General features: G+C 44.0%; 25 protein-coding genes. 14 read left to right on the top strand and 11 right to left on the bottom strand.

Translation table 11 applies throughout. The features are described from left to right. Window positions 1-14 precede the first annotated feature (14 nt). Genes hisH through hisIE form a run of 4 tightly spaced genes read left to right on the top strand, consistent with a single transcriptional unit; the run spans window position 15 to window position 2,766 of the window. Window positions 15-629, top strand: coding sequence for an imidazole glycerol phosphate synthase subunit HisH (gene hisH / locus VA249_RS08780; RefSeq protein WP_221067717.1), 615 nt, complete (start codon window positions 15-17; stop codon window positions 627-629). Between the two features lie 12 nt (window positions 630-641). Further along, entirely contained in the window at window positions 642-1,379 is a 738-nt protein-coding gene (gene hisA / locus VA249_RS08775) for a 1-(5-phosphoribosyl)-5-[(5-phosphoribosylamino)methylideneamino]imidazole-4-carboxamide isomerase (RefSeq protein WP_005470302.1), read from the top strand. Beyond that, on the top strand, window positions 1,361-2,134 hold the full coding sequence (gene hisF / locus VA249_RS08770; RefSeq protein WP_004749837.1) for an imidazole glycerol phosphate synthase subunit HisF: 774 nt from the start codon (window positions 1,361-1,363) through the stop codon (window positions 2,132-2,134). Before hisA ends, hisF begins: the two co-directional genes overlap by 19 nt. Further along, the gene (hisIE, locus tag VA249_RS08765; RefSeq protein ID WP_005450749.1) at window positions 2,131-2,766 is read left to right on the top strand and encodes a bifunctional phosphoribosyl-AMP cyclohydrolase/phosphoribosyl-ATP diphosphatase HisIE; all 636 of its coding nucleotides are present in this window, start codon (window positions 2,131-2,133) and stop codon (window positions 2,764-2,766) included. The genes hisF and hisIE overlap by 4 nt, the downstream gene beginning before the upstream one ends. A 377-nt stretch (window positions 2,767-3,143) precedes the next feature. Here hisIE and VA249_RS08760 read toward each other — a convergent pair whose 3' ends face one another. From VA249_RS08760 to VA249_RS08745, 4 genes are all read right to left on the bottom strand, one after another. Beyond that, window positions 3,144-3,647, bottom strand: a complete 504-nt coding sequence (locus VA249_RS08760) for a YchJ family protein (RefSeq protein ID WP_221067716.1) — start codon at window positions 3,645-3,647, stop codon at window positions 3,144-3,146. Between the two features lie 51 nt (window positions 3,648-3,698). Then, on the bottom strand, window positions 3,699-4,913 hold the full coding sequence (locus tag VA249_RS08755) for an EAL and HDOD domain-containing protein (RefSeq protein ID WP_221067715.1): 1,215 nt from the start codon (window positions 4,911-4,913) through the stop codon (window positions 3,699-3,701). Window positions 4,914-5,013: 100 nt separating this feature from the next. Beyond that, window positions 5,014-5,751, bottom strand: coding sequence for a UDP-2,3-diacylglucosamine diphosphatase (gene lpxH, locus VA249_RS08750; RefSeq protein ID WP_221067714.1), 738 nt, complete (start codon window positions 5,749-5,751; stop codon window positions 5,014-5,016). Between the two features lie 61 nt (window positions 5,752-5,812). After that, window positions 5,813-6,307, bottom strand: a complete 495-nt coding sequence (locus VA249_RS08745) for a peptidylprolyl isomerase (RefSeq protein ID WP_119463360.1) — start codon at window positions 6,305-6,307, stop codon at window positions 5,813-5,815. 204 nt (window positions 6,308-6,511) lie between these two features. Here VA249_RS08745 and cysS point away from each other — a divergent pair, with 204 nt between their 5' ends. Both cysS and VA249_RS08735 read left to right on the top strand, forming a co-directional pair. Continuing rightward, window positions 6,512-7,894: a cysteine--tRNA ligase gene (gene cysS / locus VA249_RS08740; RefSeq protein ID WP_221067713.1), complete on the top strand. Its 1,383-nt coding sequence runs from the start codon at window positions 6,512-6,514 to the stop codon at window positions 7,892-7,894. A gap of 84 nt (window positions 7,895-7,978) precedes the next feature. Continuing rightward, window positions 7,979-8,557: a thymidine kinase gene (locus tag VA249_RS08735; RefSeq protein ID WP_211916371.1), complete on the top strand. Its 579-nt coding sequence runs from the start codon at window positions 7,979-7,981 to the stop codon at window positions 8,555-8,557. A 158-nt stretch (window positions 8,558-8,715) separates the two neighbouring features. Here VA249_RS08735 and VA249_RS08730 read toward each other — a convergent pair whose 3' ends face one another. The 3 genes from VA249_RS08730 to VA249_RS08720 are packed head-to-tail and all read right to left on the bottom strand — an operon-like array spanning window position 8,716 to window position 11,094. Beyond that, window positions 8,716-9,369 (bottom strand): YdcF family protein, encoded by a 654-nt coding sequence (locus tag VA249_RS08730; RefSeq protein ID WP_221067712.1) that lies wholly within the window; start codon window positions 9,367-9,369, stop codon window positions 8,716-8,718. Next, a complete protein-coding gene (locus VA249_RS08725; RefSeq protein ID WP_221067711.1) occupies window positions 9,366-10,193 on the bottom strand; it encodes an NAD(P)H-binding protein in 828 nt (275 codons plus the stop codon). The genes VA249_RS08730 and VA249_RS08725 overlap by 4 nt, the downstream gene beginning before the upstream one ends. Window positions 10,194-10,221: 28 nt before the next feature. After that, window positions 10,222-11,094 carry a LysR family transcriptional regulator gene (locus VA249_RS08720; RefSeq protein WP_221067710.1) on the bottom strand — a complete coding sequence of 291 codons (873 nt, stop codon included), beginning with the start codon at window positions 11,092-11,094 and terminating at the stop codon, window positions 10,222-10,224. 88 nt (window positions 11,095-11,182) lie between these two features. On the opposite strand from VA249_RS08720, the gene VA249_RS08715 reads away from it, so the two are divergent. Beyond that, window positions 11,183-11,605 carry a PACE efflux transporter gene (locus VA249_RS08715; protein WP_128810645.1) on the top strand — a complete coding sequence of 141 codons (423 nt, stop codon included), beginning with the start codon at window positions 11,183-11,185 and terminating at the stop codon, window positions 11,603-11,605. 130 nt (window positions 11,606-11,735) lie between these two features. Here VA249_RS08715 and VA249_RS08710 read toward each other — a convergent pair whose 3' ends face one another. Further along, the gene (locus tag VA249_RS08710) at window positions 11,736-11,969 is read right to left on the bottom strand and encodes a TIGR02647 family protein (protein WP_128810646.1); all 234 of its coding nucleotides are present in this window, start codon (window positions 11,967-11,969) and stop codon (window positions 11,736-11,738) included. A gap of 431 nt (window positions 11,970-12,400) precedes the next feature. On the opposite strand from VA249_RS08710, the gene focA reads away from it, so the two are divergent. Further along, entirely contained in the window at window positions 12,401-13,261 is an 861-nt protein-coding gene (gene focA, locus VA249_RS08705; protein ID WP_128810647.1) for a formate transporter FocA, read from the top strand. A gap of 137 nt (window positions 13,262-13,398) precedes the next feature. On the opposite strand, the gene VA249_RS08700 is transcribed toward focA, so the two are convergent. After that, window positions 13,399-13,536 (bottom strand): hypothetical protein, encoded by a 138-nt coding sequence (locus VA249_RS08700; RefSeq protein ID WP_164837166.1) that lies wholly within the window; start codon window positions 13,534-13,536, stop codon window positions 13,399-13,401. A 218-nt stretch (window positions 13,537-13,754) separates the two neighbouring features. After that, window positions 13,755-14,579 carry an ABC transporter permease gene (locus VA249_RS08695; protein WP_221067709.1) on the bottom strand — a complete coding sequence of 275 codons (825 nt, stop codon included), beginning with the start codon at window positions 14,577-14,579 and terminating at the stop codon, window positions 13,755-13,757. Between the two features lie 462 nt (window positions 14,580-15,041). Between VA249_RS08695 and torE the strand changes: the two genes are divergently transcribed. The 4 genes from torE to VA249_RS08675 all read left to right on the top strand — a co-directional run bounded on the left by torE (window position 15,042) and on the right by VA249_RS08675 (window position 20,885). Next, the gene (gene torE / locus VA249_RS08690; protein ID WP_005450728.1) at window positions 15,042-15,221 is read left to right on the top strand and encodes a trimethylamine N-oxide reductase system protein TorE; all 180 of its coding nucleotides are present in this window, start codon (window positions 15,042-15,044) and stop codon (window positions 15,219-15,221) included. 50 nt (window positions 15,222-15,271) lie between these two features. Beyond that, the gene (gene torC, locus VA249_RS08685; protein WP_221067708.1) at window positions 15,272-16,456 is read left to right on the top strand and encodes a pentaheme c-type cytochrome TorC; all 1,185 of its coding nucleotides are present in this window, start codon (window positions 15,272-15,274) and stop codon (window positions 16,454-16,456) included. Window positions 16,457-16,482: 26 nt separating this feature from the next. Continuing rightward, complete coding sequence (gene torA, locus VA249_RS08680; RefSeq protein WP_221067707.1) at window positions 16,483-18,945, top strand: trimethylamine-N-oxide reductase TorA; 2,463 nt, start codon at window positions 16,483-16,485, stop codon at window positions 18,943-18,945. Between the two features lie 200 nt (window positions 18,946-19,145). Continuing rightward, on the top strand, window positions 19,146-20,885 hold the full coding sequence (locus tag VA249_RS08675) for a glycoside hydrolase family 36 protein (RefSeq protein WP_221067706.1): 1,740 nt from the start codon (window positions 19,146-19,148) through the stop codon (window positions 20,883-20,885). A 70-nt stretch (window positions 20,886-20,955) separates the two neighbouring features. On the opposite strand, the gene VA249_RS08670 is transcribed toward VA249_RS08675, so the two are convergent. Beyond that, the gene (locus tag VA249_RS08670; protein WP_221067705.1) at window positions 20,956-22,170 is read right to left on the bottom strand and encodes a putative manganese transporter; all 1,215 of its coding nucleotides are present in this window, start codon (window positions 22,168-22,170) and stop codon (window positions 20,956-20,958) included. Between the two features lie 207 nt (window positions 22,171-22,377). Here VA249_RS08670 and VA249_RS08665 point away from each other — a divergent pair, with 207 nt between their 5' ends. Further along, window positions 22,378-23,283 carry a manganese-dependent inorganic pyrophosphatase gene (locus VA249_RS08665; RefSeq protein ID WP_221067704.1) on the top strand — a complete coding sequence of 302 codons (906 nt, stop codon included), beginning with the start codon at window positions 22,378-22,380 and terminating at the stop codon, window positions 23,281-23,283. 75 nt (window positions 23,284-23,358) lie between these two features. Then, the gene (locus VA249_RS08660; protein ID WP_128810652.1) at window positions 23,359-23,748 is read left to right on the top strand and encodes a DUF2750 domain-containing protein; all 390 of its coding nucleotides are present in this window, start codon (window positions 23,359-23,361) and stop codon (window positions 23,746-23,748) included. Window positions 23,749-23,893 lie beyond the last annotated feature (145 nt).

Below are 23,893 nucleotides of genomic sequence, written 5' to 3'. Positions count from 1 at the left end.
CAAGGAGAAAAACAGTGACAGAACAGAAAGTTGTCATTATCGATACTGGCTGTGCCAACGTCTCTTCGGTGAAGTTTGCTATTGAACGCCTAGGTTATGACGTAACGATTTCAAAAGATCCACAAGTTGTATTGGCGGCTGACAAGCTATTCCTACCGGGCGTGGGAACCGCCAGTGAAGCGATGAAAAACCTAGAAGAGCGTGACCTAATCAGCTTGGTAAAACAGGTAGCGAAGCCGCTACTAGGTATCTGTTTAGGCATGCAACTATTGGGCAAAGTGTCTCAAGAAAAAGGCCAGAAAGCAGACGAGTTAGTTGAGTGTCTTGGACTTTGTGATGGTGAAGTGAAGTTGCTACAGACTGGCGACTTACCGCTGCCGCATATGGGCTGGAACACGGTGTCTGCAAAAGCAGGTAATCCACTGTTCAAAGGTATTGAAGAAGGAGAGTACTTCTACTTCGTGCACAGCTTTGCAATGCCAGTTGGGGACTACACAATTGCTGAATGTGAATACGGCAACCCGTTCACAGCCGCAGTACAAAGTGGCAACTACTACGGTGTGCAGTTCCACCCTGAGCGTTCTTCAAAAGCGGGCGCGAAGCTTATTCAAAACTTCTTAGAATTATAAAAGGGATTTAGTGTGATTATTCCAGCTCTTGATTTAATTGAAGGACAGGTGGTTCGCCTTTATCAAGGTGATTACGGCCAAGTAACCGAGTACAAAGTCGACCCAGCAGAGCAGTTCAACTTGTACCACCAAGCTGGTGCAAACTGGCTACACTTAGTGGATTTGACTGGCGCGAAAGACACAACAGCGCGTCAGCTTGATTTGATTGCAAAGCTACTAGCAAGCACGCCAGCGAACATCCAAATCGGTGGTGGTGTGCGTACAGAGCAAGACGTGATTGATCTGTTAGAAGCCGGTGCGCAGCGTGTTGTAGTCGGTTCTACAGCAGTAAAACAACCAGAGCTTGTGAAAGGTTGGATGGAAAAATACGGCGCAGAGAAAATCGTTCTCGCGCTGGACATCAACATCGACCAAGACGGCACGCGTAAAGTGGCGATTTCTGGTTGGCAAGAAGATTCAGGCGTGACTATCGAAGCTCTAATCAACGATTACCTGACGGTAGGTCTACAACACGTGCTTTGCACGGACATTTCTCGTGACGGTACGTTAGCAGGTTCAAACGTAGAGCTTTATGTCGACCTATGTAAACAGTACCCACAAGTGCAGTTTCAATCTTCAGGCGGCATTGGCTCATTAGCAGATATCGAAGCGCTAAAAGGTAGCGGTGTGGCTGGCGTTATTGTTGGTCGTGCGCTGTTAGATGGTAAGTTCACTGCAGAGGAGGCATTTGCATGTTGGCAAAGCGAATAATTCCATGTCTTGATGTTCGTGATGGACAAGTGGTAAAGGGCGTTCAGTTCCGTAACCATGAAATCATTGGCGACATCGTTCCTCTGGCACAGCGTTATGCGGAAGAGGGCGCAGACGAGCTTGTGTTCTACGATATTACTGCTTCAAGTGATGGTCGTGTCGTCGATAAAAGTTGGGTCGCTCGCGTTGCTGAAGTGATTGATATTCCTTTCTGTGTGGCTGGTGGTATTAAATCAGCGGAAGATGCAGCACGCATTCTGGAGTTTGGTGCAGACAAAGTGTCTATCAACTCACCTGCATTGGCGAACCCGCAATTGATTACTGACCTAGCTGATAAATTTGGCGTTCAATGTATCGTTGTTGGCATCGATTCATATTACGACAAAGAGACGGGCAAGTATCAGGTTTACCAGTTTACTGGTGATGAAGAACGCACCAAAGCAACTCAATGGGAAACGCGTGATTGGGTACAAGAAGTACAAAAACGCGGCGCGGGTGAAATCGTACTGAACATGATGAACCAAGACGGCGTGCGTAACGGTTACGATATTGAACAACTTAATATGGTGCGTGAAGTGTGTAACGTGCCATTGATTGCATCGGGTGGTGCAGGTGCCATGGAGCACTTCGCAGAAGCCTACCAAAAAGCAAATGTGGATGGCGCGCTTGCCGCATCGGTATTCCACAAGCAAGTCATCAATATTGGTGAACTAAAGCAGTATTTGAAACAACAAGGCATTGAGGTACGACTATGAGTGTGAAAGCCGCCGAAGTAAGTTCGCTAGCTGAGCGAATCAACTGGGAAAAAGTGGATGGTCTGGTACCTGCCATCGTACAAGATTTCCAATCAAGCCAAGTGCTGATGATGGGTTACATGAACCAAGATGCGTTGGCAAAAACGGGCGAAACAGGTCAAGTGACGTTTTTCTCTCGTACCAAGCAACGTCTTTGGACGAAAGGTGAGACCTCTGGCAACGTATTGCAATTGGTGAACATTCAGCTCGATTGCGACAACGATACGCTACTGGTGAAAGTGAATCCCATTGGTCCTACGTGTCACTTGGGTAACACAACTTGCTGGGATGTGGACCCTCAAGAGGAGTCACAAATGGTGTGGCTTCATCAACTTGAGCAGCTATTGGCTGCCCGCAAGAGTGCCGACCCAGATTCCTCTTATACTGCCAGTCTTTATGCCCGTGGCACCAAGCGTATTTCGCAAAAAGTGGGCGAAGAAGGCGTTGAAGTCGCGCTTGCGGCGACGTCGGGCGATAAGGCGGAATTAGTGTGTGAATCAGCAGACTTGATTTACCACTTGCTGGTATTGCTTCAAGACCAAGGCTTATCGATGAATGACGTAGTGAACAAACTGAAAGAGCGTCATAAGTAAGGGAAGTTACAGGTCCTAGGTTATAGGACCTAGATCCTATATGGAGTGCGCGGGGAGCCTTGTGCACTTCATTTATTTTAGAAAGTGTTATGGAATACAGAGCGCTTCGCTTACAGAATACGGAAATGGTTGACATACCCACTAAGTGTACGAAAAATAATCCGTAATCCGTAATCCGTAATCCGTAATCCGTAATCCGTAATCCGTAATCCGTAATCCGTAATCCGTAATCCGTAATCCGTAATCCGTAATCCGTAATCCGTAATCCGTAATCCGTAATCCGTAATCCGTAATCCGTAATCCGTAATCCGTAATCCGAGATTTTAGGCCCTAAACCCTAGGATCCTAGGACCTTTGTTTTACCTAGAACCTTTCTATTACCCACAACACTTCTTAAATTTCTTACCACTTCCGCAGATACACGGATCGTTGCGACCAACCTTTAGGCTGCTCACTGGCTGGCTAAGACGCGGGTCTTGTTCTGGCTCTTCTTCAGGAAATGTGCCGTCAATGTAATACCAAAGCCCGTCTTCTTTCACAAAGCGAGAGCGTTCAGTCATGCAGTAGCGTTTGCCGTCTTCATCAAAATAAGCGCTAAACTCGACAAAGCCTTCCGTTTCGTTAGCGCCAGCTTCTGTTTTTATTACTTCAAGTTTGGACCAACCACTATCGATAGATTGAGCAATGTCTTCACGTTGGTCTTCTGCGTTACAGCTTGGGTGGTACGTGTTCACCACGTAATCCACCAAACCAAGAACGTGAGCACTATAGCGGGAGCGCATCAACTGTTCTGGCGTGGTGACATCTGCATGATTTTTATGTGCAATTTCACAACATTGCGGGTAGGGGCGGTTAGAACCACAAGGGCAAGAAGTAGCCATAAACGAAATCTCGTTAATTTAAGAAATAAAGACAGCCCGCATTATAACGAGTTAGGCAGTTTGAGACAGCAGTTCTTGAGTCCAAGCTGCGGATTGACCAAAGGCCTTTGCTAGTTGTGCCTCTGTCAGTTTCAGTTTACGGCAATAGGTTTCTGTGGTTTCCCAGTCGGCTTTCTCGTAAGCGATGATCATTGAAAGCAAACAACCTAAAACACCTTGTCGCTTAATTAGTGCGAGCTTTATATCTTCTTTGACAGGAATATCATCAATGACATTCACAAGGGGCTGATCAAGCAATGAATCTAACAGAGAAAACATACCCGTTAAGAATGCTTGCCCAGGATCGCTATTGATATTTATTTCACTGTAGAGTAACTCACACATACGTGCGCGTTGTACGGCCAATGAATAGAGTGAGTCCGGTTTATCCTCATGGACTGAGGCGATGGCGACTAAAGAAATGAAGCGTCGAAGTCGCTCTTCTCCAAGATAGATAAGAGCCTGTCTAAAAGAGGTGATTTTAGTTGTCAGTGTATATCCAGAATTGACGAAAGTGAGCAACTTGTATGACAGGGTAACGTCAGTCGAGAATAAACGTTCAATTTCATTAAAATCAATGGGCTTATCTGCGATTTCTTTACACAACTGAACTAGAGTAAGAAAACCTGGGTTAAGTCGTTTTTTTTGAATCATTTCAGGTTTACTAAAGAAATAACCTTGAAATAGGTCAAAGCCCGCATCCATAGCTTTCTCAAATTCCTCATAGGTCTCGACTTTTTCGGCTAAGAAACGAATATCAAAGTGGGACAGTGACTGAATGTAAATCGCGGCTTTTTCAATTGGAACAGAACGGATATCGAATTTGATAATTGAAACGTAAGGGAGGAAGCGTTTCCATGCTTTAGTAGGAATAAAATCGTCAAGGGCGATGGTGTAGCCCGACTCACTAAGATGCTGTATCGCATCGAGGAGTTCGTCAGTTGGCACACAATCTTCCAATACTTCAACCACTAATGAGTCTTTTGGAAAGAGCGTAGGAACCAAATTGACTAAGCTCGTGTACGGGAAGTTTACAAACCCCAATTTGTCACCCAACGTGCTGTAATGCATAGATAAGAAGTGATCGGACAGCAACCGGCTTGTTGCCAGTTCTGGTTCAACTTCTGGAAACGTGTTTTTTGGACCGTCTCTAAAGAGAAGCTCGTAACCAATGGTTCGTTTCTCTTTATCCAATATTGGTTGACGAGCGACGTATGAATACTTCAATGGGGGATACTGGTTCTGTTTAACTTAGTAACATGATAATAACGATTTCTGTCAAAAGATCTATGGGATATACAGTATTCTGTTAATTGTAAAAGTTGCTCTAGTGCAAACTTTTTCCAAAAGGTCGGATTTGTAAATCAAATCCACTAGGATTGACCGTTAAAACGGAGCCTTGAGTGTACCAGTCACCGAGTACGATACGCGTTTTCTGTTCCCCATCGATAACAAAGTTATGGATGTCAGGACGATGCGTATGGCCGTGAATCATTAGGTTGACATTGTTTGTAGATAAAACGTATTCAACTTCTTTTTGGTTTACGTCCATGATATCGAGTGACTTCATTTGCTTGTCATCTCGGATGTCCGACTGAACTTTGGAAACAATTCTTTTCTTAATAAACCAAGGAATGCGATTAAATAACCACTGAAGCCAAGGTTTATGAACCGTTTTACGAAACTCTTGATATTTTACATCGTCAATACACAACGTATCACCATGTAAGATAACGGCATTTTGACCATAAAGTTCGATTTTACATACATCATCGAGCAGTGTGACGCCTGTCTCTTTGCAAAAACGCTTACCAAGTAGAAAATCTCGATTGCCTTGAATGAAAAATACGGAAACACCTGTATCCGTTAAGGCTTTGAATTCAGAGCGGATTTGGTCGGCAAATGGCGTTTTATCATCGTCGCCAACCCAGAATTCGAACAAATCACCGAGTACATAAAGCGCTTCAGCTTTAATAGCTTCTGTTCGCATAAACGTGACGAAACACTCTGTGATATCAGAGCGAGTAGGGGTGAGGTGAAGATCAGATATAAATAATGTTGTCATAGAAATAAGGGGAGGCGAAGCCTCCCCACAAACTTATCTATTGTATAGCAACTCTAACGAATTACTCTTCGATTGTCGTACCAGTGATTACTACGTCTTCTAGCGGTACGTCTTGGTGCATGCCGTAAGAACCAGTGCTAACGCCTTTGATCTTGTTTACGATGTCCATGCCTTCTACTACTTCACCAAATACACAGTAACCCCAACCATCTAGGCTTTCACTGCGGAAGTCTAGGAAAGTGTTGTTGTTTACGTTGATGAAGAACTGAGAGCTTGCTGAGTGCGGTTCCATTGTACGTGCCATAGCAAGTGTACCCACTTTGTTGCTTAGGCCGTTGTTTGCTTCGTTCTTGATTGGTGCACGTGATGTTTTTTCACGTAGACCAGACTCCATACCACCACCTTGGATCATGAAGCCATCAATAACACGGTGGAAAAGAGTGTTGTCGTAGAAACCATCGCGGCAGTACTGAAGGAAGTTTGCGCTTGTCTCTGGCGCTTTCTCTTCGTTTAGTTGAATTTTGATGTCACCAAAATTAGTGTGAAGGGTGATCATGCTATTTTCCTTTACTGTGTTGTATTGAAGTTGGGATTCTAGCCTAAGTTATAACGCATGCAAAACTCAGGATCATGAAAATAAACGTTTTATGCTTGAAGTTTAGCCGATTATCGTTTTATCCGTTAATTGCTATTACGTAATATGGCTGGAGTTGATATACTCGGCTTACTTGTTATTCATTCACAATCATAGATAGAGATCATGTTAAAGATATATAACACACTCACAAGACAGAAAGAGGAATTCAAACCAATTACAGCCGGTAAAGTTGGCATGTATGTCTGTGGAGTTACCATCTACGATCTCTGTCATATCGGTCACGGTCGTACATTTGTTTCTTTCGATGTCGTTTCTCGCTACTTACGTTACCTTGGTTACGATCTAACATTCGTACGTAATATCACGGATATCGATGACAAAATCATCAAACGTGCAGCAGAAAACGGTGAATCATGTGATTCTCTGACTGAACGTTTGATTGGCGAAATGCATGCAGACTTTGATTCACTGAATATGAAACGCCCAGATGTTGAACCTCGTGCGACGCAGTTTATTGCGGAAATCATCGAATTAGTTGAAAAACTAATTGAACGTGGTTTTGCTTACGTTGCAGACAACGGCGACGTTATGTTTGAAGTGGGTAAATTTGATGAGTACGGCAAGCTTTCTAAGCAAGACCTTGATCAGCTTCAAGCGGGTGCACGTGTTGATATCGAAACAGCAAAACGCAGCCCTCTAGATTTCGTACTTTGGAAGATGTCTAAGCCAGGTGAGCCAACGTGGGAATCACCATGGGGTGCTGGTCGTCCAGGTTGGCACATTGAGTGTTCTGCGATGAACTCTTCAATTCTAGGTAACCACTTTGATATTCACGGCGGCGGCTCTGATCTTCAGTTCCCACATCACGAGAATGAAATCGCGCAATCATGCTGTGCACACGACACACAATACGTGAACACATGGATGCACAGCGGCATGGTGATGGTAGACCGTGAGAAAATGTCTAAATCTCTAGGCAACTTCTTTACTATCCGTGATGTTCTTGGTCACTACGATGCTGAGACGGTTCGCTACTTCCTAATGTCTGGTCACTACCGTAGCCAGTTAAACTACAGTGAAGATAACCTAAACCAAGCTCGTGCGTCTCTTGAGCGTTTGTATACGTCTCTACGTGGTCTAGATCTAAACGCAGCACCTGCTGGTGGTGAAGAATACGTAACTCGCTTTGCTGCAGCGATGAACGATGACTTCAACACTCCAGAAGCATACTCTGTGCTTTTTGATATGGCGCGTGAAGTAAACCGTCTGAAAACAGAAAACGTAGAAAAAGCGAGTGAACTAGGCGCACTAATGCGTGAGTTAGCGGACGTGATTGGTATTTTACATCAAGATCCAGAAGCGTTTCTAAAAGGTGATGCAGGTAACGATGATGAAGTTGCTGAGATCGAAGCGCTCATTAAACTGCGTAACGACTCTCGCGCATCAAAAGACTGGGCAAACGCAGACATGGCACGTGATAAGCTGACTGAAATGGGGATCGTCCTTGAAGATGGTCCTGAAGGCACAACGTGGCGTCGTAAGTAATCGAATCTTTTAAAAGGGCTGATGATTCAGCCCTTTTCTTTACAGGCTTGTATAAATTCTAAACTTTAACGAAGGTAGTGCTCTGTGGCTCAGATGTATTTCTATTACTCGGCAATGAACGCGGGTAAATCGACAACTCTTCTTCAATCTTCATTTAACTATCAAGAACGCGGTATGACGCCAGTGATTTTTACTGCTGCGCTAGACGATCGCTACGGTATAGGAAAAGTGAGCTCTCGTATCGGTTTGCAATCAGACGCACAGCTGTTCCGTCAAGATACTAACCTGTATCAAGAAATTGCAGCACTGAATGAAATAGAAAAGCGCCACTGTATTTTGGTTGATGAGTGCCAGTTCTTATCAAAAGAGCAAGTGTATCAGTTGACAGAAGTGGTCGATAAACTCCATATTCCTGTACTTTGCTATGGCCTTCGTACTGATTTTCTAGGCGAACTTTTTGAGGGCAGCAAGTACTTGCTATCTTGGGCAGATAAATTGGTTGAGCTGAAAACTATTTGTCACTGTGGTCGTAAGGCAAACATGGTTATTCGTACTGACGAACACGGTGTGGCAATCCGAGAGGGTGACCAAGTTGCAATCGGTGGCAACGATCGTTATGTATCCGTTTGTCGCCAGCATTACAAAGAAGCACTTGGCAAATAAACGGATTTAGAAACGAAAGAGCCACCGAATTAGGTGGCTTTTTATTGCGTGATAGTTGAGTACTATGCGTGGAATTCTAACAAGCTAGAACGACCAGGTATTTACTACGATTACAGTTATTTACTACGACTACAGTTATTTACTACGATTAAAGCTAATTACGAAGATTGGCATGACACTTGACCAAATCCAAATTTTTCTTGCAGCGCTTGGTAAGAGGATTCAACATGAGCAGGAATTTCTTGTTCGGTTTGAAAACCTTTTTCTGGGTAGATTTTTACACGAGAAAAATCTTCCATCAAAGCTTCTAGCGCCATCATCAGTGGCATTTCTTCATTGATGTACTCAAAGAAAGGGTGGGCTGTGGATGTGACCTGAAGTTGTGAATAAGGGGATTGCCATTGTTTTTCAAACGTTGCAATGGCACGTCGCTCCATAAATGGCTTCTGAACTAAAATCAGAGATTCACAATGAATGTTTTTCTCTTTCAACAATTGTTCGGTAAAACGAACGTTTTCGCCACTGTTGCTCGACCGTGTTTCGACCAAAATTGCTTCATTTGGTACCCCCGCGATCCTTGCTATTTCTGCAAACGTTTCAGCTTCGCTTTTCTCTAATAACCCGTCTGTAAAGCGGCCCTCTCCACCGGAGAATACAATCAATTTCGCCAGATTTTGGTGGTAAAGTTTAGCGGCATACTCGGCAACGCGTAGGTCATTGCTGCACATGACAAATAAGCATTCGGCGGGTTTTAAAACATGCTTGAGTTGCATGTAGTCCCACAACGTTTCGATATGTTGATAAAGCTTCATAGTGCATCCAATGTTGATTTAAACTGAAATTGGTAACCAAGCTCGATGAGCTTGTCTGCGAGAATGCGCTTATCTGGCGTGTCTGTGATTGGCGGTAGGGAAATATCTAAATCATTTTTTGAAATTGCCGCTTGGTAAAATTCGGCTTTGCTGACGGTAGTGGGTGTCGTGGCATTCACCACGTCATTATCGATGTTATTGAGAGCGAAAGCCGTCGCTGCCACTGCGTCGTCTTGATGCAACATATTCGCTGGCGCATTGCTGCTGACTTGTTTAAGGCGCATGGCAAAGCGAGATGGATGGCGGTCAGAGCCGATAAGACCACTGCATCGTACGATGACATAGTTTATGCCAGAATCAATTACGTGTTGTTCTGCTAGAAGCATGATGCGGGCATTCTCAGAAAAATTGGCATCATTCTGTGCTAATTCCAATGTTGCATCTGCTTCTATCATTTCGACCGCCCGATTTGGGTAAACGGTCGTTGAACTTACCATCAAGAGTTTTTGGATGTCAGTTTGTTTTGCCGCTTCAACTAATTGATGCCATTGTTGCGCATATTCCTGACCATTACCTTTACGAAAGCCCGGAGGGAAGGCGCCCACAACACGTTCGATATGGTGTTGTTTGATCAGTTCTGCCAATTGTTGAACGGAATCAGCTGCACCAAGATCAAGTAGCGCAGTGTTGACCGATGCAAGAGGACATTCATCCAATCGCGCTTGTGAGCGGCGTGTAATCGTGACTTGGTGACCTTGCTTAACGAGAGCTTGCGCTAGTGGCATTCCAAGCCAACCTGCGCCTACGATCAATGTATTTGCCATCTGTTTTCCTACCGTAAGTTTCTACGTGTTATTTAAATAGAGTTTGTAATTCTACTCTGACTTGTTGGTGCAAAGGATCGGTATGCCATTTTTGGTGTTGTATCAAATCTATATTGACCTGCCATGCTAGTTTTGTAAATTCGTCGTTAATTTTCACAAGTGTGTTAGGTGCATGCGAGACCAAGTGTTCGGGAAGAAACGTCCACCCAAACCCATTATTCGCTAGTTCTGATAAAATATAGTAGTTGTCAGCGTACCAGATGTCGGGGCTCACGGCCTGATTTAAGCCGCTGACGTACTTGTTTTTTGAACGAATAACAAGCTGACGATGTTGTTTTAGTTCATCAATATGACTGACTTTTTGGTTAGCAAGTGGATGATCTACAGAGACATAGACATCAAACCCAATATGACCCAAATTTGAAAAATCAATGTTCCTTGGTGTTTGTAAGTCGCTGAGAATGATACCTGTCGTCGCGCGTTCTGTGTTGACTAAGTCAATGATGTCTGGGCTTGAGGCTGTGAGGCACTCCACTTGAAGGTCAGGGAATTTAAGTTCTAAATTTTTAAGAACTTGAGGCAAACCTGTTAAGGGGATCCCCTCGTCAACTGCGAGGACAAGTTTAGTCTCTGATGGTGAAAATAGCTGAGCGGCTTTGTTGTTTAACCGATCAAGTTGACTGAGTGTTGCGAGCGCATAGGGAACGAGCTCTTGGCCTTGTGTCGTTAATTTTGGATAGCGGCCAGATCGGTCAAATAGATCAACGCCGCAATCGAGTTCCATATTCATGATGTGCTGGCTAATCACCGATTGTGCTTTTCTCAATTGTCGAGCCGCAGCTGAAAATGAACCCGCCTCGGACGTTGCCACAAACGCTTGTAATTGTTCAATCGTAAACATATCGCTTAAACCGATGGTATCTAACTTTTACTTATCTTAATGATAGATAAAATGGGAGCCATTGAGTAGAGCTATTTAGGTAAAAATCATGACTCGTAACGAACGTATCTTTCACGCAATCTTATTTGAACTGATCGCTTTGGCAATCATCATACCTGTGACATCTCTAATTACAGGGAAAGGTTCGAGTGATTTAGCTGTCGTTGGTATTGGGTTGAGCTTGTACACTGTCGTGTGGAATTACATCTACAACTTGTACTTTGATAGATGGTTTGGGTCTAATCGTGAAGAACGAAGCTTAGGAATGCGAATTGGACATACCATTGGCTTTGAAGGTGGCTTAATCTTCATTACGATTCCAGTGATTGCATGGTTCCTGCAAATCACGTTGTTGCAAGCACTTGCACTGGAGGCTGGGTTCTTAGTCTTTTTCTTGTTCTATGCTACAGGGTTTAACTGGGCATATGACAAACTGCAACCATTTGGGAAAATGAGAAACTTAATGGCTTAATATAAGTGATTGATATTGGCATATTGACCTAGTGGATTTTAAAAAGCCCCCAAAGAAAAATTTCTTTGGGGGCTTTATCATTACGATCACGATGCAGTATTCCGACAGTGATTGTTATGCTGGGATACTATCAAGCAGAAAGAACACGAAGAATCTTGTCGGCATGTTCTGCGATCTCAATGCCTTCATCGGTTAAATATCCGCCATCGGGTTGTGTGCATAGACTTTTTGCATAAAGGCGAGTGACCGCTGCTTGCATCTCTTGTGATGCGTCTGTATGAACCTTAATACCAGTAGCTGCACTGCTTAAATCAAATTGAAGAAGTAGGTTCAGTTCTGCGATATGGTCAGCTGAAAATTTCATAGATAATTCCTTTGCACTTTTTTATCCAAGCTAGTCGGAAAACAGAGGTAGGGCAATACAAAATCGCGAGAAGTGTTAACTACCGCGCTATCACAGTGCTGTTCCGCAGAAACTTTGTTCGATAGTAAACGTTTGAAACGCAATAATAGGGGCGGAGAACCAATGCTAAAAAAAGGCATAATAGGCTTAGCGCACGACTGGGTTGTCAACATGAGGCAGGATGAGTGCGAATTGTCTACTGAACGGTTCAGATCGAAATTTACTAAATAGCACTATTTGGTGATGAGAGGAGGGCGAAATTATAGTTATTTTTTATTGATTGAGTTCTCACCACCAACATTTTTTGTAAACATTAAAATTAGCCCTTGAAAAAGTCAGGAAATGGAGCGATTATCCGCGCCTCCTTAATTGTTTCCAATTGTTACACTTTTATGAACTTCAATCAGTTTGATTCACTCTTACCACCTCAGGCTGCTGAACGTGCGGCTGAAGTTGGTGTTGGCAAGGCGACTAAAGCGCCAATGAAGTCTTTCTTGCTGGCTATCTCAGCAGGTATTCATATTGGTATCGCTTTCATCTTTTATACCACGGTGACAACAGGCGCCGGTGACATCCCTTGGGGTATTACTCGTTTGATTGGTGGCTTGGCATTTAGCTTGGGTCTCATTCTTGTTGTGGTTACTGGCGGTGAGCTGTTTACAAGCTCGGTCTTGACGCTTGTTGCGAGAGCAAGTGGTAAGATTTCATGGAAAGCGTTAGTTAAAAACTGGTTTGTTGTTTACTTTGGTAACCTAGTTGGTGCAGTTCTACTAGTAGGGTGTATGTTGGTGACCAAACAATATATGTTTGATGGCGGCCAGGTGGGCTTAAATGCCATGGCGATTTCACAACATAAATTGCATCACGGTTTCTTCCAAGCGGTCGCACTTGGCATTATGTGTAACGTACTCGTGTGTATTGCGGTCTGGATGACATTTAGCGGCCGCACGTTAACAGACAAAATCGCAGTAATGATTCTTCCTGTTGCGATGTTTGTATCTGCAGGTTTTGAGCACTGTATTGCGAACATGTTCCAAGTGCCTATGGCTATCGGTATTAAATACTTCGCACCGGAATCATTTTGGCAAATGACTGGGGCTAATATTGCAGATTATGCAGACCTGAATATGATTGGCTTTATTGTGAATAACCTAATCCCTGTAACTATTGGCAACATCATCGGTGGCGGTGTGTTTGTTGGTATGTGGTATTGGATGATTTACCTTCGTGACGAAGACAAGCATTTGAAATAATGCGGTAGAGGCAAGCTTAAAGGCTTGCCTTTTTTATATCTAAAAATCAGTGAACGCATTGTTCGTGTGAATCAGGTAGTCACGTCAGACTCATTCACATTGCTCCTCTTCACATACTTTGAATGATACTTGATAGGTTAGAGTAACTCTTCATTCGTCTTTAACGCGCTTGGCTGCCAAAGTGACGTCACTTCTTTAGGCTCTTCCATTAACCAATTTAACGGGTTTTCAACGACAACGTCGTCACATTTCTCTTGCATAGCTAACATATCCATACCAATCACAATTAATTCTTGGAAACACTCTAGGGCAAGGTTGTGTCAAAAGGATGAATAAGATTTGACCATTTTAAGTGTGGTTGAATCTTAAGGTGATGAGATTATGGTGCTTGTTGCTTATCACTTTGGGAGGTTATCCACATTTTCTGTGGATAACCTAGCTCAAAGATCGTGAGTATCTTTTAGGGCAAAAAAAATTACACAAAATTAAGTGCTTACGAGTTCTTTTGTTGGGTGTTTTTTGAACGTTTTTCCGGGGTGAATTTGACGGTAATACGCCCTTCTTTTGTTTGTACACAGCGTAAAGTCAATTCTAAAGTCAACGCAACAGACACACTAAGCATAACAAAAATCGCCAGCATAATGACGAGCTGATATTTGATTGCGATCATTGGACTCGCGCCACCGAGAATTTGCCCTGTCATCATGCCGGGTAAGGTGACTAATCCGGTTGTAGCCATGGATGCAAGGATAGGAGCTAAGGATTTACGCAGTGCTTCTTGAATAAACGGGAATGAGGCGTATTTAGGAGAAGCGCCAAGAGAGATCGCAGCTTCGTATTCGGATTTTCTTTGTTCGAATGCGGTAAACAGGTTTTGTAGTGCGACGATATTACTGCTCAGACTATTACCTAGTAACATGCCAGCCAATGGGATCATGTACTGCGAATTATAAAATGGTTGCGGCTTGACTAGACCAAATGAAATAGCAGCAAGTAGTGGAAATAGGCTGCATGTGAGCCCTGCGATAAGGGGGAGTATGAGCGCATTTTGGGGTAAGTTCGCTTTGTTGATGATAGCGCTCGCACCAACAACAACCATGATGACAAGCCACGCTAAGTTGATCGCCAGACTGTTTAGTTGGAACAGATATTCAAGATAGAGACCGACCAAAAACAGTTGGATTGTCATCCGAATAACACTGATAACAGAGTCTCTGGCAAGTCCAAGTTTATAATGCATGTTGATGAATAATGGTATGCAGAGAATCAAGCTAAATGTCGCCAAATCTAACCAATTAATATCTACAACTTGATTCATGTATTTACTCCCGAAATTGTCAGGATGATTCTAACGAATTGCGTTTGTTTTATGAACGATAGAGTCTAACTTTCCTCCAACCTTAAGTCGGGTAAAGAGCTGACATTTTTGTGTGTTTGTTTAACAATTAATTCACAAGATGCTGTCTTTAGTCGAAAAATAAACAATTTAGTGGCACGAAAAAATCTGACAAGATGTGAAATGTGTTGTTGATTTGTTGTATGATTTACAACTTCGCAAAAGACTTATTTTTATACATCTATTAATATTTTTTAATAAAACTCAGCAATCAAACACAACTTTGGATGAGCTCAAAAAAGTGTGGAATAACAACGTCTGAAGCGGCGGAATTAATTGAACCTTACCGTTAGTATGGTCTAACATTTTCTAATAGAGATTGTAAAAACTTAAGCTTGGTAATACAGGCTATTCAATAACACTAGATACAAAATAGGCAAATGTATGAGTGATGTTAACAAAATTGAGAGTGGTGAAAAACGCTCACTGGAGTGGAAATCTTTCCTCTTCATTGCAGTTGTTCTCTTCCCAATTCTGAGTGTGGCATTCGTAGGTGGCTACGGATTTATTGTTTGGGCACTTCAAGTGTTCTTCTTTGGTCCTCCTGGTGCGCATGGCATGTAAGCCAGTGAGCTCACAACCACACTTTTGAAAAGATTTTAAGAGAGCAAATAATGAAATCATTGATTATTAAACTGTGGCGCACAATGACGCGCCCGGCAGTTCATATCAGCCTTGGTGTGCTGACTATGGGCGGTTTCATCGCTGGCGTTATTTTCTGGGGCGGTTTTAACACTGCGCTAGAAGCAACAAACACAGAAGAATTCTGTATCAGCTGTCACACAATGCGCGACAATGTATACGTCGAATTACAAGATACAGTTCACTGGAAAAACCACTCTGGTGTTCGTGCTACTTGTCCTGACTGTCACGTTCCGCATAACTGGACAGATAAGATCGCTCGTAAAATGCAAGCATCTAAAGAAGTATTTGCACAAGTATTTGGTAACTACGATGAACCAGGTGTTTTCGAAGAGCGCCGTATCGAGCTTGCTAAACACGAATGGGATCGTTTCTCTGCAAACAAATCTCTAGAGTGTAAAAACTGTCACAACTACGACTCTATGGATTTCGAGCAAATGTCTCCAACTGCTCGTATCCAAATGAAACAAGCAGCGGAAAAAGATCAGAGCTGTGTTGACTGTCACAAAGGTATCGCGCACAACCTACCAGCTGGTATGGATAGCATCGGCGGTATTGTTGGCGATCTAGAAGCGCTTGCTTCAAACACCAATTATGATGTTGGTCAAACGCTTGTGAGTGTTCGTCACCTACCAATCTACTTCGACGACAAAGGCCAGAAAGAAGCGGGTCTTCTTAACCCTGCGTCTAGCGTAAAAGTGATTGCAGACAAAGGCGACTACGCAGAAATCGAAATTGACGGCTGGCGTAAAGCGAAAGGCTTTGGTCGTGTAATCCAAGCTGATTTTGGTAAGAACATCGCAGTGGCATCTCTTCTTAAGGAAGCATCAACAGACAGCAATGTTGTGACCGCTGGTGAGAAGAAAGTTGACGAACTAACCGGTCTTCCATGGGAAAAAGTGGCAGCGAAAGTATGGATCAAGAAAGAGTCTATGCTAAACGACATCACGCCTGTATGGGAAAAATCAGCTGAAGCATACAAAACTAACTGTTCAGTATGTCACACGCAACCTGCTGAAGCGCACTTCGATGCGAACACTTGGCCAGGTATGTTTGACGGTATGCTTGCATTCGTTAACCTAGACACAGACAGCGAAGCATTGATTCTGAAGTATCTACAAATGCACTCTTCAGATTTCGCTGAAGGTCACCACTAATAAGCGTCGGATTGGAGTAATTATAAATGGCTATTACACGAAGAAGTTTTCTTAAAGGTGTAGCAACCACAAGTGCAGCGTCAGTTATCGGTCCAAGCTTATTGGCTTCAGCATCTGCAAGCGCAGCTGAGTCTACTGGTACTTGGAAAGTAACAGGTTCACACTGGGGCGCGTTCCGCGCCCACATCTACGCGGGTAAAGTTCAAGAGATCAAACCACTAGAGCTTGATAAGAACCCAACAGAAATGTTGAACGGCATCAAGGGTATTATCTACAGCCCATCACGTGTTCGTTACCCAATGGTTCGTCTAGATTGGCTGAAGAAGCACAAATACAGCGCTGAGACGCGCGGTAACAACCGTTTCATCCGTGTAACTTGGGATGAAGCTCTAGACCTGTTCTACCGCGAGCTAGAACGTGTTCAGAAAGAATACGGTCCATGGGCTCTACACGCAGGTCAAACTGGTTGGAACCAAACTGGTGCGTTCAACAACTGTACAGCACACATGCAACGTGCTGTAGGTATGCACGGTAACTTCATCACTAAAGTAGGTGACTACTCGACGGGTGCTGGTCAAACCATCATGCCTTACGTACTAGGTTCAACAGAAGTTTATGCACAAGGTACGTCTTGGTCAGAAATTCTAGAGAACTCAGACAACATCATTCTTTGGGCAAACGACCCAGTGAAAAACCTACAAGTAGGTTGGAACTGTGAAACGCACGAATCTTTCAACTACCTAGCGCAGTTGAAGGAAAAAGTGGCGAAAGGCGAGATCAATGTTCTTTCTGTAGACCCAGTTAAGAACAAGACTCAACGTTACCTAGAGAACGATCACCTATACATTAACCCGCTAACAGACGTAGCATTCATGCTTGCTGTTGCGCACGTACTGTACAACGAAGACCTATACGACAAGAAGTTCATTGAGACTTACTGTCTAGGTTTCGAAGACTTCATCAAGTACGTTCAAGGTGAAACGAAAGATAAAGTTGTTAAGACTCCTGAGTGGGCTGCACCTATTTGCGGCGTGAAAGCGGACAAGATTCGTGAATTCGCGCGCATGCTAGTGAACGGTCGTACACAGATCCTTATGGGTTGGTGTATCCAACGTCAAGAGCACGGTGAGCAACCATACTGGGCAGCAGCAGTCGTTGCAGCAATGGTTGGTCAAATCGGTCTACCTGGCGGCGGTATCTCTTACGGTCACCACTACTCAAGTATCGGTGTACCTTCAACTGGTTTCGCGGGCCCTGGTGGCTTCCCTCGTAACCTAGATACGGGTATGAAGCCGAAGTGGGACAACAATGACTTTAACGGTTACAGCCGTACTATCCCTGTTGCACGTTGGATCGACTGTCTGCTAGAACCAGGCAAAGAAATCAACTACAACGGTGGTAAAGTTAAGCTTCCAGACTTCAAGATGATGGTGATTTCGGGTAATAACCCATGGCACCACCACCAAGACCGTAACCGTATGAAGAAAGCATTCCAAAAGCTTCAAACGGTTGTGACGATTGAGTTTGCTTGGACAGCAACATGTCGTTTCTCTGACATCGTTCTACCAGCATGTACTCAGTGGGAACGTAACGATATCGACGTGTACGGTTCTTACTCGAACAAAGGTCTAATTGCTATGCATCGCCTAGTGGACCCATTGTTCCAATCTAAGCCTGACTTCCAAATCATGAGTGAATTGACTCAACGCTTTGGTCGTCGCGACGAGTACACTCGTGGCATGAGCGAGATGGAATGGATCCAAAGCCTTTACAACGATTGTAAGAAAGCGAACGAAGGTAAGTTCGAAATGCCAGAATTCGCAGAGTTCTGGGAACAGAGCGTACTAGACTTCGGTGAAGGTAAGCCTTGGGTTCGTCACGCTGACTTCCGTCAAGATCCAGAAATCAACCCACTGGGTACGCCTTCTGGCTTCATCGAGATCACTTCTCGTAAGATCGGTCGTTACGGTTACGAACACTGTCAAGAACACCCAATGTGGTTCGAGAAATCAGAACGTTCACACGGTGGTCCTGGCTCTGACAAACACCCGTACTGGCTACAGTCTTGCCACCCGGACAAGCGTCTGCACTCTCAGATGTGTGAATCTGAAGATTTCCGTGCAACTTACGCGGTTCAAGGTCGTGAGCCTGTTTACATCAACCCGCTAGATGCTAAAGAAAAAGGCATCAAAGATGGTGACTTGGTTCGTGTATTTAACGATCGTGGTCAACTTCTGGCTGGTGCTGTACTTACTGACAGCTACCCACGTGGTGTTGTGCGTATCGAAGAAGGCGCGTGGTATGGTCCTCTAAACGAGAAAGTAGGTGCTATCTGTACTTACGGTGACCCTAACACACTAACTCAAGACATCGGTTCTTCTGAGCTAGCACAGGCGACTTCTGCGAATACATGTATCGTGGATTTCGAGAAATTCACTGGTAAAGTTCCACCAGTGACTTCATTCGGTGGTCCAATCGAAGTTGCTTAATTAGGCATACTAAGCTTTAAATCAAATACCAGCCCTTAGGCTGGTATTTTTTTGACCAAAATTTCAGTGAGCATTCTCTCAATGCTCATTTTATTTGGTTGAGCGGGATGTGGTTTCGTGACGTTGATAACGAATTGGGAGAGAGAAGCAAACGATAATAGGAGAGACAATACAAAAATAATCAAGTGAGTAGGTTCTCAATGGCTCAAATAATTCAACTGGCCAATCACACTGAACTCTCAGTGCGTGATAACGATCTTCAATATGAAGTTGTTGGCAATCAAGTGCATTTTTCGTTTGCAGGGGTACATAACAAAATCTTTACTGATCGTGAAGTCCTCTTTGAAATGCCTTTTTTATATGAGCAAGGGGCAAGCGTAATTGGTGATGGTTTTCAAATGCTTGCTCAGACCTCCGGCACGATTTCTCAACCGGTCGATATTGGCCGCTGTCCGGATAACAACACGTCGTATCGAATCTACCCCGAAAATAGCCCTAAGCGTTACTACAACTACTTGGTGATTGAAGATTCCTCTGGTTACACCTTGTTTGGATTTACTTCCTGTCGTCGTTTTGCTGGCTATTTTGACGTCGTTCAGCATGGGGAGCATTGGCTTCTATCTGCTTCTATTGATGGTGAAGAAACTCAAGTTGCGGATTGGGTGCACAATACACTCGAATCGGTAACGGTCCTGCGCGGTGACTCTTTGTCTGATCTTTATAAGCAATACAGCGAGATGATTGCAGAGCATCATCCTGTGCGTAGTGGTGTTCTTAAAGATGCTCCTATTGGTTGGTGTTCATGGTACGCATACTATGCGGAAGTCACCGAAGATAACATTCTCGAGAATGTTGAATGCATGCAAGATAAGCTATCAGATTTAGAATGGGTACTTCTTGATGACGGTTACCAAGCGTTCATGGGGGATTGGCTTACTCCGTCAGACAAATTCTCTGGTGGCGTGAAAGAGCTGATTCATAACATTCGTGCTAAAGGGAAAAAACCTGCTATTTGGATGGCACCTTTTATTGCACAACCAGAATCTGAAATCTTTAAAAAACACCCAGAGTGGTTCGTACGTCATGAAGATGGCAGTTTATTGAAAGCCGAAGATGTGACTTATGGCGGATGGCGATGTACCCCTTGGTACATTCTTGATACTTCTAACCCTGAAGTACAAGATCATTTAGCCCATGTTGTTACCGTCATGCGCCAAGAGTGGGGCGTCGAGCTATTCAAGCTAGATGCCAACTATTGGGGTACACTAAAAGGCAAGCGCAGCCAATCGGGTATTACCGGTGTTGAAGCCTATCGTATGGGTATGGAAGCGATAGCTAAAGGCGCAGGAGATGCCTGGCTGCTAGGCTGTAATGCACCAATGTGGCCATCGTTGGGTTTGGTCGATGCTATGCGTGTTTCGGATGATGTGGAGCGTCACAGCCATCGTTTTGAACAGATCGCGAAAGAAACGTTCTTCCGCAGTTGGCAGCATCGCAATTTATGGCAGATCGACCCAGACTGCGCGACGTTTACTTCGTTGCCGAACCAAGCGGCATCGCGTGAAGATTATCAGTTTCACCGCAACGTACTGCTAGCATGTGGAGGTTTATTACTTTCTGGTGACCCTCTACCAGAAATCACGTCATTCGCGAGTAAGACAATGTCCAAGTTAATGCTTCGTCAACACAGAAATCAAGAGGCGGCAAAATTTACTGCACTTGGCCTCAACCATGCATTTCTGCCTTTGACGAACAAAAATGATCTTCACTGTTTATTTAATTATGCCAATGATGATGCGACGGAATTTACGCTGACAGCGGATCAACCAACAGATTGGTATGACTATTGGACCGGAGAGAAACTCAATCAAGAGCCATGCCAGTTACTGCTTGTTAGTTTAGATAAAGGACTCAATGCGAAAGCAATTGTGACAGCATAATTTGCGCAGCGGATAATTGAAGAGCCTCCATCGAGGCTCTTTTTGTCTCTAACGCTATTCAATTTAAATATCAGTGTTCAAATAAGAAGAAGAAACCATAGCCAACAATCAGTGCTGGTACTGCTGAATAGATAGTTGCAACGACTGCTGCTTTTGGAGCCATTGCGATGACAGGGAAGAGGGCGTCACCATCATTGGAAATTGCATTGGATAATTGAGCAGACATTGGCACCGCACCTGAAAGGTACAAGCTGGTGACTAAAATTTGCGGCCCACAACCGGGTAGCAGACCGACCGCCAAGCCAATAAGCGGCATCCAAATTCCCCAGCCAGAGAACGCGACCTCCAAATTTAATCCAGATAAGTAAGTTGTTAATTCAAAAGCTAAAAATGCCAAAATAACCCAAGCACTCACAAAGTTAGTGTCTTGCGCTGCTTTTTGAATGGGATGAGAACTGATGATTTTATCGTCTTCTGATACTGTTGATTGGTAATCACCCAAATCTTTAGTCATCGCCCATAAAAACATCGCGACGACGGCAAATATTGCCCCTAGCCATTCTATGCTGTTTTCTTTTAGTCCCAACAGTGGATTCACGTTTACCTGGAACGAACCTAGTACGGCAATGATGCTCGCAGGTATGAGTAGCCATTTCCAGAATGTACCTTGGAGATTGATAGCGCGGCGTTCCACTGGCGTATGAGTTTTTCCATGGCCATTACAGCACCGACCTTGGGGGGCGTTTTCTTTTTGCTTAGGACGCAAAAAATCATCGGTATGAAATGCATTGACAACCCATCCAGATATCGCACCAACGACAATGCCTAATCCAATAACACTCAACCCTGTTGCCGGTTTAGCGGCAAGTAAAAGGAAAGCCGCATCACCCATTGTGGAGGTCAACACCGCGACAATCGCCCCAAAACCGACACGGCCACTGATAAATTGAGTAGAGACAACGATCGCTCCGCCGCAACCGGGTAGTGCGCCAAGGAGCGCAGCAAACAAAACCTGATGATTACGTGAACGGTGATAGAGCGTAGTAAGACGACTTGTCTTCGACATGAAGTTCGCAAGGTAATGATAAATAGCCAGTGTTGCAGCAACATAACAAGAGACCGCCCAGAAAGAATCAGATAGGGTAGCGACGGTGATCTCTCTCGTCGTTTCGTTTACTAAGAGCGCGAGCAGTGCGATAGGCAATAATAACCGTTTATAAGCCAGACGAAACTGAGTGGGCTGCAGCAACTGATGCGCTGAGTTAAGAATCGTGGTCACGTTCATAGATATCTCAAATGGAAATGGGAATAATTCTCATTATATGTAATTGAGAATTATTCGCAATACTCGATAACCACTTTTCTGCGTGTCAATTTATCTCAAATCAGGTAAAGTATCGGCCTTTGTGAGCAAACTCGTTTCCAAGGTGTCATTCAATACGAAATTCACCTCATTCGGAAGCGTATCAAATTGACTTGAATAGGAAGAAACATGATTCTAGTTGTAGGTCATAAGAACCCAGACAGTGACAGCATTTGTAGTGCACTAGTTGCAACTGAACTTCTAAAGGCACGTGGCGTTGAAGCAATGCCAATCCGCCAAGGCGAAATCAACCGTGAAACTCAGCACATCCTTGATGTTGCTGGCGCAGAAGTTCCTGAACTTCGCACTTCAGTAGCGGGTGAAACTGTTTGGCTAGTAGACTACTCAGATCTAGCGCAAGCACCTGACGACATTGCTGAAGCAGAAGTTGCTGGTATTGTTGACCACCACCGTCTAGGTGACGTGATGACAGTAAACCCAATGGAAGCATGGATCTGGCCTGTTGGTTGTACTAACACAGTACTGTTCAACATGTTCAAGATTGAAAGTCACGAGATCAAGCCTCAAATCGCTAAGCTAATGATGTCAGCGATTCTTTCTGACACAGTAGGGTTCGCTTCTCCAACTTGTACTCAAAAAGACAAAGATGCAGTAGCTGAACTAGCAACAATCGCAGATGTACAAGATGTTGACGCATTTACTAAAGATCTTCTAATCGCTAAGACAAACATCGAAGGTCTATCTGCGGCTGAACTTGTTGAAAAAGACCTTAAAGGTTACCCATTCAACGGTCGTGACGTAGTAGTAGGCCAGGTTGAACTTGCGACTCTAGAGCAAGTTGACGGTATGATCGAAGCACTAGAAGCGGATCTAGAAGCGCGTTGTGCGAACGACAACCTAGCATTTGCTGCAGTCATGCTAACAGACATCACAACAGCACAAACTCGTCTTCTTTACAAAGGTGAGTGGGCTGAGAAACTTGTTAAGCATGAGCAAGATGGCATGCTAATGATGGAAAATACACTAAGCCGTAAGAAGCAAGGCTGGCCTTGGCTTCAAACTGAGCTTGCGTAATTTCTGCATTACGAGCATATACTGTAAATGCCCGCCATCAGGTGGGCATTTTTCTATGGGAAACAGGAGACAAACATGTCTGAAACATTAACCCAAGAGCAAATGGACACGATCAACCGCTACAATGAAGAACAGCGTTTGAAATACTGTGTAAAAGAGATCGTAGCGAATAACAAAGTGTGGATTCTAAAAGATGAACACGGCTGCGTGATGCTAAACACCGAAGATGACGACTGTGTTCCAGTATGGCCAAACGAAGAATTCGCACAGCAATGGGCGACGGGTGACTGGGAAGAGTGTGAGCCGGAAGCAATCTCTTTGAACAAATGGCACAGTCGCTGGACGTCAGGCCTAGAGGACGATGAGTTGTCTGTTGTGGTTTTCCCAAACCAGAATGAAGAGGGTGTGGTGCTGTTTCCAGATGAATTTGATTTCGAACTACGTAAACAAGCAAGCCGTCGTTAATTACAGCTCACTATGCTCAATTGAAAAAATAATAGCCTGCTTAGATAGCAGGCTATTTTATTTCAAAAACTCGTCGAATTTGATCAGGCTTATGAAGTTATCATGTAATAGCTTAGAGCTTAGAGCTTAGAGCTTAGAGCTTAGA

It is taken from the genome of Vibrio alfacsensis, from assembly GCF_019670485.1.
GTDB classification, from domain to species: Bacteria; Pseudomonadota; Gammaproteobacteria; order Enterobacterales; family Vibrionaceae; genus Vibrio; species Vibrio alfacsensis.
Note: the sequence above shows the minus strand (reverse complement) of the source record. Positions and strands in the feature narration are given on the sequence as shown.